The organism is Brevundimonas sp. C43 (assembly GCF_030732185.1).
Lineage (GTDB): Bacteria > Pseudomonadota > Alphaproteobacteria > Caulobacterales > Caulobacteraceae > Brevundimonas > Brevundimonas diminuta_C.
In genome coordinates this window covers 607919-623738 of the sequence record NZ_CP132231.1, presented here as the reverse complement: position 1 = coordinate 623738, position 15820 = coordinate 607919, and the positions used below count along the sequence as shown (strand labels likewise).

The window sequence follows — 15820 nt, the reverse complement described above, 5'->3', positions numbered from 1 at the left end:
CAGGAATAGCTAGAGTCCGCCCAACGAAGGACGGACAGAATGAAGCGATCAAGGTTCACGGAAGAGCAAATCATCGGGATCTTGCGGGAGCAGGAGGCCGGTGTGGCGACGGCAGAGGTGTGCCGGCGACACGGTGTCAGCTCGGCGACCTTCTACAAGTGGAAGGCCAAGTTCGGAGGCATGGACGTGTCGGAGGCCCGGCGGCTGAAGGCGCTGGAGGACGAGAACACCAAGCTGAAGCGGATGCTGGCGGACGCGATGCTGGACAACGTCGCGCTGAAGGATCTGCTGGGAAAAAAGTGGTGACGCCCGCCGGCTATCGCGAGGCGGCTAGCCATCTGCAGGCCGCCTACGAGATGAGCGAACGGCGGGCGTGCCGTGTGCTGGGCGTCGATCGGACGAGCGTGCGCTATCAGGCGACGCGCCCGGACGACGGCGCGCTGCGCGACCGGCTGAAGGCTCTGGCCCAGGAGCGTCGCCGGTTCGGCTATCGCCGCCTGCACGTGCTGCTGCGGCGCGAAGGCCATGCGGTCAACAGGAAGCGGATCCAGCGGATCTATCGCGAGGAGCGACTGACGGTCCGTCGACGCGGCGGTCGGAAGCGCGCCATCGGCACCCAAAGACCGCTGGAGTTGCCACTGGTGGCGAACCAGCGCTGGTCGCTGGACTTCGTGGCCGACCAGATGACTGACGGGCGGCGCTTCCGCATCCTGACGGTGATCGACAACTGCACGCGTGAATGCCTGGCGCTGGTGGCCGACACCTCGCTGTCGGGCGCGCGGGTCGTGCGGGAGTTGGACGCCGTCATCCGGCAGCGGGGCCGGCCCGACACCATCGTCAGCGAACCGAAGGTCGGCGCAGCCACAACGGGACGGAATACACCTCGAACGCGGTCCTGGCCTGGGCCGACAGCACCGGCGTCGGCTGGCATTACATCGCGCCCGGCAAGCCCCAGCAGAACGGCTTCAACGAGAGCTTCAACGGACGCCTGCGCGACGAGCTGCTGAACGAGACGCTGTTCCGATCCCTGCCGCACGCCCGCGCAGTGCTCGAAGCTTGGCGGCGCGATTACAACGAACGGCGTCCGCACTCGAAGCTCGGGTGGCTGACGCCGCAGGCCTATGCAGAAGCGCTCACCGGACAGATCGGCCGGTCCGCTGCGCTGGTTGGGGGCTGCGCTGACCGGCCTCTTGCCAACCCCGACAACCCCAGCTCAGATCACCAAAGGACTCTCGTTATGGCTGGATGAGAAATGGGGGTCACGTCAAACGCCGACGATATCGCGATCGGCGATCTGTACGAAGAACTCTACGCGCGTCGCGGGCAGGAGGGCGTGCTGATGCCGCTGCGTCAGCGGCTGGACTGGCAGGTCCCCTATCTGGCCAGGGCGGAAGACACACCGGCGCTGGTCTGGTGGTGGGCCGACGCCCTCTATATGGCGCCCCCGGTCTTCGCCCGGATGACCGCGATCACGGGCGATCCGAAATATCTGAACGCCGCAGATAAGGAATGGCGACGCACAGCGGCGCGGCTGTGGGTCGAGGACGAAAAACTCTTTCTGCGAGACGAACGGTTCAAGGACGAGAACCATCGTGACGCTGATGGCGACCGAATCTACTGGTCGCGGGCCAATGGCTGGGTCATGGGCGGTCTGGTGCGATGGCTGGAGTCCGTGCCTGCCGATTTCGCCGGGCGCGGCTTCTATGTCGACCTCTTCCAAAAGATGGCCGGCAGGATCGCAGGTCTCCAGCAAGAGGACGGACTGTGGCGCGCCAGCCTTCTGGAGCCCGAGGCCTATCCCGAGGCTGAAACTTCAGGCTCGGTCTTCTATGTCTACGCCCTGGCTTGGGGGATCAATCACGGCCTTTTAGATCGCGACACCTACCTGCCGCATGTGTTGAAGGGGTGGGTCGGCCTGAACCGCCATGTCCTTGCGAACGGTCTGGTGGGCGCAGCGCAGAAGACCGGCGATCAGCCCGTATCGACCGACCCTGAGGACGTCGGCCTCTATGCTTCAGGAACCTATATTCTGGCCGGGCTGGAAGTCGCGTCGCTGAATGACCCAGTTCGCTCTCTGCCATTAGCGGAACCCACGCGCGACACGGCCGAAGTGGTCGCTGCGACCACGCCTGTCCCGCCCGCCCCCGTGACGGTCGTCGGCGCCGAAGAAATCCGCCGTAGAGACGCCGAGATGCGGGCGACCTCGGCCCTCTCCTACGATCCAACCGCTCTGAACCGACCCTCGACCATCGAACCGCTGGAGCCGCCGCCGGAGGATCAGCAGCGACCGCGCGCCGTCGCCCGCTTCGCGCCGGATCGTTTGGATGATCTGCTATGGGAAAACGATCGCGTCGCTCATCGCATTTACGGTCCCACGCTTGAAGCGCGCGAGGCGCCCTCTGGCTCGGGCATGGATGTGTGGGCCAAACGTGTCCGCTATCCCTTCATGGACCGCCAGTTGAAGTTCCCGAACTATCACGTCGATCGCGGTGAAGGGCTGGATTATTACGATGTGGGACGCGGCAGAGGCGCCGGGGGTCTGGGCATCTGGTACGACAACAAGCTCTGGACCAGTCGCAACTTCTCTACCTACCAGATCGACAAAACCGGCGGCGACGAGGCGCGGTTCAGCGTGACCTACCGTCCTTGGCCTGTCGACGTCGTGCGCACGGTTTCAGAAAGGCGTGAGTTCAGCCTTCCGTTAGGCTCCAACTTTACGCGAATGACTTCCACTCTGACCTCGAACTCCGACGCACCGCTGATCGTCGCGATCGGCATTTCGAAGCGCAGCAACGACAACGGACGGGGCTTCGTCACGCGCGACGCCGCACACGGGCGTCTGATGTTCTGGGAGCCTGAAAACCCCGAGCATGGCTCGCTCGGCATCGCTCTGGCGGTTGATCCCGCAACGGTCGAAGGCTTCACCGAAGACGCCGACAACTATCTGATCCTGGTGCGGGTCACGCCGGGTCAGTCGTTCACCTACTACATGGGATCGGCGTGGGATCGCGGCCTGGACTTCGCCACGCGCAGCGCCTGGGAAGATTTCGTCGCAAACCAAAGGTTCGACTTCCGCCAAGGCAACTAGCCGGCAAGCGAAAATCCTCTCGCCGCGTCGCGCAGTTCGGCCGATGTCAAAAGAAAGGCGGCGCCGGTTATACCGACGCCGCCTTTCTTATCTCGCCGATCTGTTGGGATCAGAAACGATACCGCGCGCCAATGTAAACCTGGCGGCCAGTGTGGTGATAGACATAGGTGCTGTCACGCGGCAGGCCGATGTCGCCGTGGTTCTGACGGTTGGCTTCGTCGGTCAAATTCAGCCCCTCGACAGAAACACTGAGGTTATCGGTCAGGTTATAGGATGCTGAAGCGTCGATCGTCGTGGTTTCGGTCTTGCCCTGATACGGGATCAGGCCCGTGGCGCCGTTTGAACCCGGCACGTTCTGGAAATAGGTGTCGCGATAGGCCGCCGACACACGCGCATTGAACTTGCCGTCGTCATAATACAGCGTCGCGTTCCAGGCGTTTGGCGACAGGTTGACCAGATCCGCCGTCACGAAAGCCGCGCAGGTTGCGGTGACGCAATACTGAATCTCGGATTCAACGTGCGTGTAGTTCAGCTGCGTACCGATATTCGACAGCAGGCTGGGCAGGAACGAGAACGTCTGCTGATAACTGATCTCGAAGCCTTTCAGCGGGCCGCCCGGCGTGTTGGTAGGCGTGCTGAACTGATAGATGTCGCCGGCAGGACGACCGCCCGCCGGGAAGGCCACAGGGTTCAAGGCCGTCAGTTGGCTGTACGACAGCGGTTCGGTGGTCGTCTGCACATAGGTCGAGATGTCCTTGTAGAAGTAGGCGAAGGACAGCAGAGCTTCAGGCGCGAAGTAATATTCAACCGACAGGTCGTAGGTCGTCGCCCGATAGGGTTCCAGCTCGACATTGCCCAGCGACGCCGTATTCGTCGCCGCCCCGGCTGCACTCAGCGTGAAGACCGGAACCAGACTGGTGACAGGCGGTCGCGCCATGACCTTGGCGGCGCCCAAACGCACGATCAGATCCTTCATCGGCTCGATCGACACGTTCAGCGACGGTAGGGTGTCGTCATATTCGTTCTCGCCCCGGACCGGCGTCGCAACACCACCGACGTTCGAATAACCCAAGGCGTCGACCTCGGTCTTGACCTGACGCACACCGACGTTGCCTCGGAAGGGCACACCCATGATTTCCGTGTCCCAGTCGGCCTTCACATAGGCGCCGGTGTCGGTCTCGGTCACGTCACGCCAGTTGCCATAGGTGGACGGATTGCCGTTCAGGCCGATCAGTCTGAAATCACCGCCTGCTACGCCCGTGTCGCAGTTGCAGTTGTAGTTCCAGACTGTTTGCAACGCAGCCAAATCCGGCCGAACCCAGCTGGTCGCAGCGCCTGACGGTAGATCGAGATTGCGACCGAACCCGCTCAGCAGATTGGTGACCGAAGCCATGCTCGTGCCCGCCGGCAGCGCTGGCGAACCGTTGGCGTTGTTTGGGCGCGCGAAGGCGCGGCTGCTCGACTCATATTCCTTGCGGCTGACGCCCGCTTTCAGTGTGAGCCAATCGCTTACGTCGAACGCGAAGTTGGCCTCACCCGTCGTATAGACGTTTTCCTGGAAGTTGGAGCTGATGCGCAGCTCCGATCGGGGTTGCGCGCCCGTAGGCCCGACGACGCTCCACTGTGTGGGGTCGGCGACATTGAAGCCCCAGTTGATCGCCGGCAGATTGCGATTCTGACGGAAGTCATAGGAATAGCCGTCGACGTTCTGGCGATCGATGATGGCGCTGACCTGGACCGGGTTGGCGAAGCTGGATTCCGCGCGACCGATCAAGCCGTCGAACCGCAGCCGATCCGAAAACTCGTGCTCGACCCCAAAGGTCATCTGCTTGAATTCGGTTTCCAGCTCGTCGAACCGCTGCTCGCTGCGGATGTCCATGTCGTCGAGCTGGGCATAGATCATCTCGCCCGTGTCGGGATCGATCTCAAAGCTCATGATGTCGACTTGCGGCTTGCCGCCCTGATCGGCGCCACGGCTGAGCGACCAGGCTTGCAGGAAGTTTTCGCTGCGCGTCGAATCCAGCTTCGAGTACAGCATGTCCATCGTGAACAGGGTCGGACCGTTGCCGGGCCGGGCTTGCACCGACAGCGTCGCGCCCAGACGTTCCTGGCTGTGCTCCAGGCTGCCATAGCGCGGGATGCGAGGATGGTAGGTGCGCGCGGCGTTCGGCAGGACAGCGCCATTCTGGAAGCCGCCGTCGGCGCTGGCAGGTCCCCAGCGCACCGAGCTGAAACCCTCCTCCAGACTGTCGCGCTCGCTGTAGGCGATCGAGAACAGAGCGCCGATCTGGTCATCCGCCCAGGTGTTCGAAATCAGACCGGCGAAGCGCGGGCTCCAGTCCTGCGACAGGTCGTTATAGCCATACTGGCCCGACAGCGCGCCTTGGAAGCCGGTCTTGTCGAACGGACGACTGGTGCGCAGATCGACGGTCGCCCCCAGCGACCCCTCTTCCGTCTCGGCCGAGGCGGTCTTGCGCACCGTGATATTGTTGAAGAGCTCTGAGGCGAAGACGTTGAAGTCGAAGCCACGACCGCGATTCACCCCGCCCGACGAGTCGGTGGCGCCGGTCGATGCCTGGGCCTCGATGCCGTTGATCCGCGTGCGGGTAAATTCCGAGCTGAGCCCGCGGACGGTGATCGAGCGGCCCTCGCCCGCATCGCGGTCGATCGAGACGCCGGGAATGCGCTGGATCGACTCGGCCAGATTGGTGTCGGGGAAATCCGCGATGTCTTCCGCCGAAATGGCGTCGACGACGCCGGCTTCGCGGCGTTTGATGTTCAATGAATTCTGCAGGCTGGCCCGGAATCCCGTGACGACGATGTCATCGACTTCGGCAGCGTCATCTGTCTGAGGCGCAGCTACCTCGGCCGTTTGGGCGGCGGCGTCATGCGCCATCATGGCGAGAGCTAGGGCTCCCAGCGACGCGGTGGCGACCAGGGCGTGGCGCGCAAATTTGTGGCGTTGGATCATTCTAGTTTCTCCTCCCAAGTGTTGCGCTTCAAGGATCGAACGCCCTCGTTCACGCGTCCCGCTGCTGACGGGAGACACCGGTGTCAAAGCGAGTTGGCCGCCTGACTGCTACCGGTGTCATTCATGTTTAGTCACATTCGGCCGCGACTCGCAAGCAGGCGACGATCCTGATGGCGGATTTGTAATCTCGTCGAAGCGCGCGGGTTAAGCGGCAAAGCAGTTGCAACCTGCACGCCGGCGCATTGTGGGGTCTCGAAGACTACCCGCCACTTGAAAGAACCGACGGACGCCCTGCTCTATTCCCACTCGATTACACAAATTACCCCAAGCCGCTGATCGGCTTGGGGTTTTTTCTCGCTTATCAACCGGCGGACCGATTGAACAACCGACAGACGGGAAGTATTCTGAAAACATTCAGAAAATTCTAAGCAATAACATCTGCGTGAATTCGTCATCTTTTGCGGTCTATCGGACTCTCTGAGCACTGAGCTGCAATGCAACGAGTTCGGTTCGCCTTGCCACTGTGCACCATCACTTGGACGTACACTGTATCTCATCCGCACGGTCGTCGTCGAGCTTACCGGCTCGATCGTATGGCGATAGCGACAAGCGTCGTCGACGCGTGTCATGCCGCGCGCGACGACCGGGATGCAAACGCCGCACTGGCTTTGCGGCCGACGGCGTCCTGATTTTCGAGGACGGCGGGACTGGCCGATCGGTCTTTCGCCACGAGGACGACAGATGGCGGATTACGCACATCGTTGGTCGTCGGACGCGGTGCGCTGATCTCGCGATCAGGCGGCGGGAGCCGCCGACGCTCCCTTCTGGGCGAGCCAGGCGTCGATCAGGGTGATTTCGCGCTCCTGCGCCGTGATCACCTCCTGGGCCAGGTCCCGCGCTTGGGCGTCCTTGCCTTGCGCGAGCTCCACACGGGCCACCGAGACGGCGGCGACGTGGTGACCTCGCATCTGCTTCATGAAGTCGATGTCGGCGTCCCCGGTGAAGGCGGGCATCGCCTCCATCATCGTGTTCATCGAGGCCTTGTAGCCTTGGGTGGCGACGGAGTCGCCGGGCGCAGGCGCAGCCATGCCGCCCTCCATTCCGCCATGGGCGTCTGCCGCTGCGGCGGCCTCAGGCGTGGCTACGGCGGGCTCTTCGGCTTGCGGGGAACAGGCCGTAGCCAAGGCGCAGGCGGCGAGGACGAGGCTGATGCGTTTCATGACGGCTCCTTGGGGTCCCGACGTTAGCGACCAGGAGGGCCCATTCGTTCCGCCGACCCTACCGTCCGGCCCGCGCCAAGAGCTCGATCAGCTCGCCGGCCTTGGCCTTGCGATCCTCGGGATCGTCGCCGGTCATGGCGCCCATGACGCAGTGGTCGAGGTGATCCCGTAGCACTTCGGTCTCCACGCGATGGAGCGCGGCTCGAACGGCCTGAAGTTGCGTCAGCAAGTCGACGCAATACCGGTCATCTTCAACCATGCGGGAGATTCCCCGCACCTGGCCTTCGATCCGACTGAGCCTGTTGAGGACTTTGGGTTTCGTGTCGGTTTGCATGCGGCCTGTCCTCCTAAGCACCCCCATATACCCCAGACGGGTATCTTGCGATATACCCCCCCATGGGTATATGTGAGCCCTTCGGTCAGCCGGAGAGAGCGACATGTCCACGCATCCTCACAATCATGCCTCGGGTCACGCCTGCTGCGGGGCGAAGGCCTCGGATGGCGCGGCTACGGTCAAGGATCCCGTCTGCGGCATGTCGGTCGATCCGACGACTACCGCTCACCGAGCCAGTCATGGCGGTCAGGACTATTTCTTCTGCTCGGCGGGGTGCCGGACCAAATTCATCGGCGATCCGATGCGTTACCTGAACCCTCGCGTGGAGGCCGAGCCGGCCGTTCCCGGCGCCATCTACACCTGCCCGATGCACCCCGAGATCCGGCAGGAAGGCCCAGGCTCCTGCCCGATCTGCGGCATGGCGCTTGAGCCGGAGACGGTCACGGCGGAAGCCCCGCCCAACCACGAGCTGATCGACTTCACCAGACGCTTTTGGGTCGGTCTGGTCCTGACCCTGCCGGTCTTCGCCCTGGAAATGGGCGGACATCTGGCCAATCTCCACATGTTCATCCCGGGCCAGATGTCGAACTGGATCCAGTTCGCTTTGGCGACCCCCGTGGTTCTCTGGTGCGGCTGGCCCTTCTTCGAGCGCGGCTGGACATCGCTGCGCACCCGTCGGCTGAATATGTTCACCCTGATCGCCATGGGGGTCGGCGTGGCATGGCTTTACAGCGTCGTGGCCGTCGTCGCGCCAACCCTGTTCCCGCCCGCCTTCCTGAAGGCCGACGGCAGCGCGCCGGTGTATTTCGAGGCGGCGGCGGTTATCACCGTGCTGGTCCTCGTCGGCCAGATTCTGGAGCTGCGCGCCCGCGAACAGACCTCGGGCGCGATCCGCGCCCTGCTGGACCTCACGCCCAAGACCGCCCGCCGAATCCGGGCGGACGGCGTCGATGAAGATGTCTCGCTTGACCAGATCGCCGTCGGCGACCGCCTGCGGGTCCGGCCCGGAGAGAAGATCCCGGTCGATGGCGAACTCCTGGAGGGGCGGGTCGCTGTCGATGAATCCATGGTGACCGGCGAGTCCATGCCGGTGACCAAGGACGTCGGCGACCGCGTCGTGGCCGGCGCGCTCAACAAGACCGGATCCTTCATCATGCGCGCCGACAAGGTGGGCGCCGACACCCTGCTGGCGCAGATCGTCCAGATGGTGGCCCAGGCCCAGCGCAGTCGCGCCCCGATCCAGCGGCTGGCCGATACGGTCTCCGGATGGTTCGTTCCCACAGTGATCGCGATCGCCCTGCTCGCCGCCGTCGTCTGGGGCCTGGTCGGTCCCGAGCCCCGTTTGTCCTACGCCCTGGTCGCCGCCGTTTCGGTGCTCATCATCGCCTGTCCCTGTGCGTTGGGTTTGGCCACGCCGATCTCGATCATGGTCGGGGTGGGACGTGGCGCCCACGCCGGCGTCCTGATCAAGAACGCCGAGGCGCTCGAACGCTTCGAGAAAGTCGACACCCTCGTTCTGGACAAGACCGGCACCCTGACGGAGGGCCGTCCGTCGGTGACGGCGATCCTGCCAGCCCAGGGCTTCGTGGAAGCGGACATCCTGCGTCTGTCGGCCAGCCTCGAGCGGGGCAGCGAACATCCGTTGGCCGACGCGATTGTCCGGGCAGCCAAGGATCGGGACATCCCCCTTACCGAGGCCGTGGACTTCGACAGCCCGGTCGGTCGCGGCGTCCGCGGGACGATTGAGGGCCGCCAGGTCGCCCTGGGCAACACCCGTTTTCTCGGCGAGCTTTCAATCGACGTCTCCGCGCTGGAGCCGAAGGCGGAGGCCCTTCGCCACGACGGCGCCACCGCCATATTCGTGGCTATCGACGGAAAGGCGGCCGGGGTCATCGGCATCGCCGATCCCATCAAGGCCACCACGCCGGCTGCGATCCTCGCGCTGAAAGCGGCCGGTCTGCGGCTGGTGATGATGACCGGGGACAACCGGACGACGGCCGAAGCGGTCGCGCGTCGCCTCGGCATCGACGAAGTCCAGGCGGAGGTTCTGCCGCAGGACAAGGCGTCTGTAGTACAACAGCTTCGTTCGCAGGGTCGGATCGTCGCCATGGCGGGAGATGGCGTCAACGATGCCCCTGCCCTCGCCGCCGCCGATGTCGGCGTCGCTATGGGGGCGGGTTCGGACGTCGCCATCGAAAGCGCCGGCGTCACCCTTCTGGGCGGAGATCTGCAAGGCATCGTGCGCGCACGGCGTCTGTCCCGCGCGGTGATGGGCAACATCCGCCAAAACCTCGTTTTCGCCTTCGGCTACAACGCCCTTGGCATCCCCGTGGCGGCTGGCCTGCTTTATCCCGTCTTCGGCTGGCTTCTCTCGCCTGCCCTTGCGGCGCTCGCAATGGCGCTCTCCTCGGTCAGCGTCATCGGCAATGCGCTGAGACTGCGCGCGGTGAGGCTTTAGCCAGGATAGGCAATCACCAGTCCGCCCACCCACCCAAGGGAGGAACCGGCTGTGACGGGCCGGATTGATTTAGACGCTGACCGCAGTCTCCAGGCATTCGCAGCGGCAGGCGAAGACGAACTGAAATTTCTGAAGAGGATACGGACGATGTCTCATCAACAGATGGACCACGGCGGGCAAGGCAACGCTCGTGGACTCGGCCCTTATCGGAGCCTGTACCTCGAGTTGGCGCTCGATTTCGTCATCATGTACCTGGTCATGTACACGATGATCGCCACGCTCGGTCACTTCTATCTCAACCTGAACAACGTCTACATGACCCTGATGATGGTCGCGCCGATGGCGGTCCTCATGCTCGTCTTCATGCGGTCCATGTACCCGTCGCGCAAAACGAACCTGGTCATTGGAGCGGTCGCCGTCGTGATCTTCGTCGGCAGCTTCGTCGGCATGCGCACCCAGGCGTTCGTTGGCGACGACGAATTCCTGCGATCGATGATCCCGCACCATTCCGGGGCTGTGTTGATGTGCGAGCAAGCCTCCCTGACCGATCCGGAGATCATCGCCCTGTGCGACGGCATCGTGCGTGGTCAACAGGAGGAGATCGCCCAGATGCAGGCGCTCCTCGAGAAGCGTCGCCGCTGACCCCGGCGTGCGGGGGAAGGCCTCAGCCGCCGCCCGCTTCCTCTTCATGAGGGACGCGGTCGTGTGGCGCGTAGAGAAGCAGAAGGCCGGGACCGGCCAAACGTCTGGAGACTGAGTATGCGTTACTTCAACCCCGCGCCCTTCATCGCCGTCGCGGCGGTCGTGGCCTTCGCCGCCGGACCGGCGGCGGCCCACGCTCGCCTGGTCAGCGCCACCCCGGCGCCCGACTCCACCGTGGCCGCGACCCGGACGCTGACCCTGACCTTCAGCGAACGCAGCGTTCCCGCCTTTTCCGGCTTCGACGTCGTCAATGCGGCGGGGGAGAAGATCGCGATCCGCACCTCGGTCGCCGAGGACGGCAGGACCCTCACGGGCGCGCTGGCTCGCCCGCTGGCCGCCGGCGCCTACCGTGTCGACTGGCGTATCGCGTCGAGCGACGGCCACCGCATGACGGGATCCTACACCTTCACGGTGCGCTGACGCCGTGCTGGAAGTCGCGGTCATCGCGCTTCGCTGGCTTCAATACGCCGGCGGCGTCGTCCTTCTCGGCGCGCCGCTGTTCCTTCTCTACAGCTTCAAAGACCCCGACGCGCCGAACCTGGAATGGTCGCGACCGACATTGCGCCTCGCGGCGATCATCGTCGCGCTCGGCTCGCTCGCCGCCCTGGTGGCCCAGACGGCCGTCATGGCGGGGTCGCTGAGCGAAGCCGTCAAACCCGCGTCCCTGTCCTTCATGGTCACCGGCACGGCCCTGGGCATGGCGATGGTCGTGCGGGCCGCCGCCGCCTTGCTTGGGCTTGTCGCCTTGGTCGCCCTGAAACCCGGTCGCGCGCTCTGGAGCGTGACGGCCGCCTTGGGTCTGATCGTGGCCGCCAGCTTCGCGTGGACGGGTCATGGCGCGGCCACCGAGGGCCCTGGCGGGCCCATACATCTCGTCGCCAACATCATTCACGCGGTGGCAGCGGCCTTGTGGCTGGGCGCCCTGGCGGCGTTGACGGCCCTGCTTTTGCGCCGAGCCGGTCCGGACGATCGTGCAATCCATCGCGCCCTGCATGGCTTCGCCGGTCTGGGAACGCTGGCGGTCCTGTTGCTGGTGCTGACCGGTCTCGTGAACAGCTGGTTCCTGATCGGTCCCGAGCGCGTGGCGTCGATCGCGGGCAACCTCTACGGCCAGCTTCTGGTCGCCAAGCTCGTCCTCTTCGGTTTGATGCTGGCGCTGGCGGCGAGCAACCGGTTCCGGCTGACGCCGACACTGGGCTCTGCGCTGGAGACGGGCCAACCCTCCCTCGCCGCCATGAGCGCGCTCCGGCGCAGCCTGTTGGTCGAAACGGGTCTGGGACTCGCCCTGATCGGCGTCGTGGCGGTCATGGGAACCCTACCGCCCCCGGCGTCTCTGTAGCCGCGATCGCGATGATCTGAATGAGGTCGTCGCTCCGCCGGCCATTGAAGTATGATCAGACGATGCCGTTCCTGCGTCATGACCTCGTCCGACTGACGACCGCGCTGCTAGCGGCGTTTGCCGTGCTGTTCGTGTCCACCGCTTCGATCGCCTGCGAAGCTCCGGTCGATCAGGATATGGCGTCCATGTCGATGAGCGGCGACGGCGTCCCTTGCGAGCCGAAGACCGTCAGGATCTCGTGCCATAAGGCGTGTCTGGCCATCTGCCAGGGCCTGGTCCCTCAGGGCGGTGAACCCACCCCCGCACGGGCCTATGCGTCTGTCCTCTATCCATCCCTTGATGCGCGGCATGCCGATTTCACCGCGGAGGCGGACGACCCGCCCCCGCGACGCTGATCCTGTTGAAGAAGACCGAACTCATTCAATCAAACAGAGATCAAAACCATGAAACGCACGCTCACCCTCGCAGCCCTGGTGCTGCTGGCTTCCGGTTCAGCCGCCTTCGCGGCCGCGCCGCACGCCGTGGCGCAGGCCGTATGCGCTTGCTGCGACGCTATCGCAGCCTGCGCGGAAGCCTGCACCTGCTGCTGATCGTATGATCGGGGACGCCCGCCCGCGAGGGCGGGCGTCTTCTCGATGTTCCTCACCGACGTCGCAGGGCCGGCGACCCGCTGGCGCGGGCCTGAGCGTCAGCCGGGCGCGCGCGACGACCAGTGAATGTGGTGGATGCGCCAGCCGTCGGCATGGCGTTTGAGGACCATGGTTTCGGTCGTCAGGCGGTCTATGGCGCGGCCGTTGAATTGGCCCGTGGTGCGGCCTTCGCTGGTGATCCAGGCGATGTCCCCGTCGGCCCATCCCGATCTGCGCGTCACCGTCGCTTCAGAGGCGGCGGCGAAGGCGGCGTCCGAGCCCAGGTGATGGGACGCATACTCGTCGCGCGATCGCTCCGCGCCACCCTCCTCGAAGATCATCACATCCGGCGCCATCAGGGCCAGGGCGACGGCCGTGTCGCCGGCCTTCAGGGCGACGTGAAAGGCGTCGACGGCCGCCGCCGCGTCCGCAGCTTCCGCGGCGACCGAGCCGGCGGCTTGGGCATGCACGTGGGCGTGGTCCTGGGCGAAGGCGGGTGTCGCCGAAAGCACGGCGAGCGACAGGACGAGGGCGAGAGAGGTGCGGGACATGGCGAACTCCGGATTGTGGGTGATCTGAACGGGCTGAGCGCGATCTGCGTCAGGCCGGCGGGTTGTGGCGGGCGAACACGCGGGTCGCGCCCGAGCGAAGCACCAGCAGAGTGTCGTAGGGCTCCTTGCGCCCCTGCGGCGTCTCCATGCCGGGCGAACCGAGCGGCATGCCCGGGACCGCGACGCCCACCGCCGCCGGTCGCTCGGTCAGCAGTCGAATGACGTCCGGGGCCGGCACATGACCCTCGACCAGATAGCCATCGATCAGACCGGTATGACAGGAGGCGAGCGCGTCCGGCATGCCCCGGCTGCTCCGGACCGATTGAAGGCTTGGAAGGACGGTGATGGTGGTGGTGAAGCCCGCCTGGCGCATGTGCGCGATCCAGGCGTCGCAGCAGGCGCAGGTGGGCGTCTTGAAGACCGTGAGGTTTCTGGACGGACGGGTCTGGGCGCAGGCGGACCCGCCCATGCCGATGAAGACGGCCGCGCCCATGAGTAGACGACGGTTCAGATTGGCGGGATTCAAAAGGGTTCTCCCTGATCGCTGTGGACGGATCGCTGCGCCTCGACAGGGTCGGCGCGCTGCGGCGCCAGCCGCGCCCGCAACCACCGTCGGCCAGGCTGCTCGACGAAGACATGGATGGCGGCCGCGGCGGCGAGCGTCAACACAAGCATGGCGGCCAGTTCGACCAGGCCCATTCGATAGTCCGCACCCCAGCCGGAGAACGCCTGCGCCGCATTGCGCCACACCATCAGGATGGGGATGTGGACGAGATAGAGGGCGAACGACGCTTCGCCGGCGAACAGAAGGACGGGGTGAGACAGGAAGGTCCGGACCGGAGCCTTGGCCAACAGGGCGAGCGACAGGATGAAGAGACCGGCCGCCGCCACGATGACCCGGTCGTCGGCGCCGATCTGCATGAGCGTCAGCAGCAGGGTCGTGGCGACCAGGGCGCCCATGAGGGACATTCGCGGCGAAGGCGTCCAGCGCTGACCGAGATAGTAGAGGCCAATGCCGTAGAGGAATTCGGGAATGATGCGCAGGATGCCCAGGCTGTCCTCCGCCCGTGGCAGGACCCGCCCGAACTGCGTCCGGTAAAAGGCGTCAAGCGCGACGAACAGCAGCGCGGAGAGTGCGATCAGAGCCCACGGCCTCGACCGCAGGCGGAGGGCGACAGCAGCGTAGGCCGGGAAGAACAGATAGGCGAACCATTCGGCAGACAGCGACCAGGCTGGTCCGTTCCAGAGCGCCATGGTTTCGCGCGGAAACCAGGCCTGAACGAGCAGCAGAGTGCCCGCGAAATCGGCGGGATTGAATCGGCCTGGCTCCAGACCGACGCCGACCATCGGGGCGATCAATACAAGCCCGAGCATGGCCAGGAGGATGAACAGGTGAGCCGGATAGATTCGGGCGAACCGAGCTGCCAGAAACCGCTTGTAGTCGGGCGCGCCGTTCCCTTGCAGATAGACGTGCGCGAGGATGAAGCCCGACAGGATGAAGAAGACATCCACGCCGAGCCGGGCGCGGTTCAGCAGGCCCGCGCTCTCCGCAGGCAAGGTCCAGTAAAGCTGGAAATGGAAGAGCACGACGCCGAGCGCGAGGAAAAACCTCACGCTGGTGAGGGGATCGAGCACGTCCGGGAAGGGAGCCCGGGCGGGGCCTGACCTGTCGCTCACATCGATCCCCCTGGACGACACGGCTATTCCGGTCGTTCTCTGGTATCTACGCGGGGCCGGACCTTTCCCCTCATGAGGGGAAGCTCAAACCGGCGCGTATGGAGGGGGGGCGTGAGGCAGGTGCGCAATGACTGACGACATCGAAAGACTGATCGGAGCGGCTGCGCCCGGCGACGCTTCACGGCTTGCGGTCGTGGAGGACGCCGTCTGGTCCCGGATTGGCGAGCGCCGGGATCGCGCCCGAATGGGTCAGGTGCGGATCGCCGCCGTGGCGATCGCCCTTGTCGTCGGCGGTGCGAACGGCGGTCTGATGCTCATGACCCCACGGCCAGAGCCTTCAGAGCTGCGTATCTTCACGGTGTCAGCCGGCCTGTCACCTATGGCCAGCCTGGATGTTTGGGGATGAGGGCGACGTGGAAGTCGATCGTCGCCACGGCGATCTTGGCGGCGCTCGCCAGCGGGGCAGCGACCTGGGCGAGCGCGACCTGGATCATGCGCGAGCGCCAGCCGCCGAGCCTGCACAGCGTCGTCCATGAAAAACTCGACCTCAGCGCGGAGCAGGACCGCCGTCTAGACGTCATTGAAGCCCGCTTCGCCGCGCGTCGCCCGGCACTGGAGGCGGAGGTTCGTGCCGCCAATCGCGAACTCGCGGCCGCCATCGCCGCAAGCGACGGGGACACGCCGCAGGTCCAGGCGGCTGTCGATCACTTCCATACCGCCATGGGCGATCTGCAAAAGGCGACGATTACCCATGTGTTCGAGATGCGATCCGTTCTGACCCCGGCACAGGCCGAGGTGTTCGACGCGGCCGTCGTCGACGCCGTACGCTACGAAGCCGGCTAAGCGCGGCG

15 protein-coding genes and 1 pseudogene are annotated in these 15820 nt (G+C 65.0%); 10 read left to right on the top strand and 6 right to left on the bottom strand.

All coding sequences use genetic code 11. From position 1 onward, the window contains the following. The first annotated feature begins 39 nt into the window (after window positions 1-39). A pseudogene (locus Q9R14_RS03110) lies at window positions 40-1249 on the top strand (IS3 family transposase). 3 nt (window positions 1250-1252) lie between these two features. Further along, complete coding sequence (locus Q9R14_RS03105; RefSeq protein ID WP_306003456.1) at window positions 1253-3088, top strand: glycoside hydrolase family 88 protein; 1836 nt, start codon at window positions 1253-1255, stop codon at window positions 3086-3088. Between the two features lie 109 nt (window positions 3089-3197). Here Q9R14_RS03105 and Q9R14_RS03100 read toward each other — a convergent pair whose 3' ends face one another. The 3 genes from Q9R14_RS03100 to Q9R14_RS03090 all read right to left on the bottom strand — a co-directional run bounded on the left by Q9R14_RS03100 (window position 3198) and on the right by Q9R14_RS03090 (window position 7613). After that, entirely contained in the window at window positions 3198-6059 is a 2862-nt protein-coding gene (locus Q9R14_RS03100; RefSeq protein WP_306003455.1) for a TonB-dependent receptor, read from the bottom strand. Between the two features lie 794 nt (window positions 6060-6853). Then, window positions 6854-7279 (bottom strand): DUF305 domain-containing protein, encoded by a 426-nt coding sequence (locus Q9R14_RS03095; RefSeq protein ID WP_292077770.1) that lies wholly within the window; start codon window positions 7277-7279, stop codon window positions 6854-6856. Between the two features lie 58 nt (window positions 7280-7337). Further along, window positions 7338-7613, bottom strand: a complete 276-nt coding sequence (locus Q9R14_RS03090; RefSeq protein ID WP_040349360.1) for a metal-sensitive transcriptional regulator — start codon at window positions 7611-7613, stop codon at window positions 7338-7340. Between the two features lie 103 nt (window positions 7614-7716). Here Q9R14_RS03090 and Q9R14_RS03085 point away from each other — a divergent pair, with 103 nt between their 5' ends. The 6 genes from Q9R14_RS03085 (at window position 7717) to Q9R14_RS03060 (ending at window position 12702) form a co-directional block, all read left to right on the top strand. Further along, the gene (locus Q9R14_RS03085) at window positions 7717-10071 is read left to right on the top strand and encodes a heavy metal translocating P-type ATPase (protein WP_185224721.1); all 2355 of its coding nucleotides are present in this window, start codon (window positions 7717-7719) and stop codon (window positions 10069-10071) included. A 147-nt stretch (window positions 10072-10218) separates the two neighbouring features. Then, window positions 10219-10713, top strand: coding sequence for a DUF305 domain-containing protein (locus Q9R14_RS03080; RefSeq protein WP_230974793.1), 495 nt, complete (start codon window positions 10219-10221; stop codon window positions 10711-10713). Between the two features lie 117 nt (window positions 10714-10830). Beyond that, on the top strand, window positions 10831-11193 hold the full coding sequence (copC, locus tag Q9R14_RS03075; RefSeq protein WP_165117293.1) for a copper homeostasis periplasmic binding protein CopC: 363 nt from the start codon (window positions 10831-10833) through the stop codon (window positions 11191-11193). 4 nt (window positions 11194-11197) lie between these two features. After that, window positions 11198-12112 carry a copper homeostasis membrane protein CopD gene (copD, locus tag Q9R14_RS03070; protein ID WP_185224720.1) on the top strand — a complete coding sequence of 305 codons (915 nt, stop codon included), beginning with the start codon at window positions 11198-11200 and terminating at the stop codon, window positions 12110-12112. Between the two features lie 62 nt (window positions 12113-12174). Next, window positions 12175-12507: a hypothetical protein gene (locus tag Q9R14_RS03065; protein ID WP_185224719.1), complete on the top strand. Its 333-nt coding sequence runs from the start codon at window positions 12175-12177 to the stop codon at window positions 12505-12507. Between the two features lie 48 nt (window positions 12508-12555). Beyond that, entirely contained in the window at window positions 12556-12702 is a 147-nt protein-coding gene (locus Q9R14_RS03060) for a hypothetical protein (RefSeq protein ID WP_185224718.1), read from the top strand. A gap of 98 nt (window positions 12703-12800) precedes the next feature. Here Q9R14_RS03060 and Q9R14_RS03055 read toward each other — a convergent pair whose 3' ends face one another. The 3 genes from Q9R14_RS03055 to Q9R14_RS03045 are packed head-to-tail and all read right to left on the bottom strand — an operon-like array spanning window position 12801 to window position 14906. After that, a complete protein-coding gene (locus tag Q9R14_RS03055) occupies window positions 12801-13292 on the bottom strand; it encodes a nuclear transport factor 2 family protein (RefSeq protein WP_306003454.1) in 492 nt (163 codons plus the stop codon). A gap of 49 nt (window positions 13293-13341) precedes the next feature. Next, window positions 13342-13818 (bottom strand): DUF411 domain-containing protein, encoded by a 477-nt coding sequence (locus tag Q9R14_RS03050; protein WP_084375403.1) that lies wholly within the window; start codon window positions 13816-13818, stop codon window positions 13342-13344. Beyond that, window positions 13815-14906 carry an acyltransferase gene (locus Q9R14_RS03045; RefSeq protein ID WP_292077787.1) on the bottom strand — a complete coding sequence of 364 codons (1092 nt, stop codon included), beginning with the start codon at window positions 14904-14906 and terminating at the stop codon, window positions 13815-13817. Before Q9R14_RS03045 ends, Q9R14_RS03050 begins: the two co-directional genes overlap by 4 nt. Before the next feature lie 190 nt (window positions 14907-15096). On the opposite strand from Q9R14_RS03045, the gene Q9R14_RS03040 reads away from it, so the two are divergent. Then, entirely contained in the window at window positions 15097-15375 is a 279-nt protein-coding gene (locus Q9R14_RS03040; RefSeq protein WP_306003453.1) for a hypothetical protein, read from the top strand. Continuing rightward, window positions 15372-15812 carry a Spy/CpxP family protein refolding chaperone gene (locus tag Q9R14_RS03035; protein ID WP_185224715.1) on the top strand — a complete coding sequence of 147 codons (441 nt, stop codon included), beginning with the start codon at window positions 15372-15374 and terminating at the stop codon, window positions 15810-15812. Before Q9R14_RS03040 ends, Q9R14_RS03035 begins: the two co-directional genes overlap by 4 nt. Window positions 15813-15820: the final 8 nt, after the last annotated feature.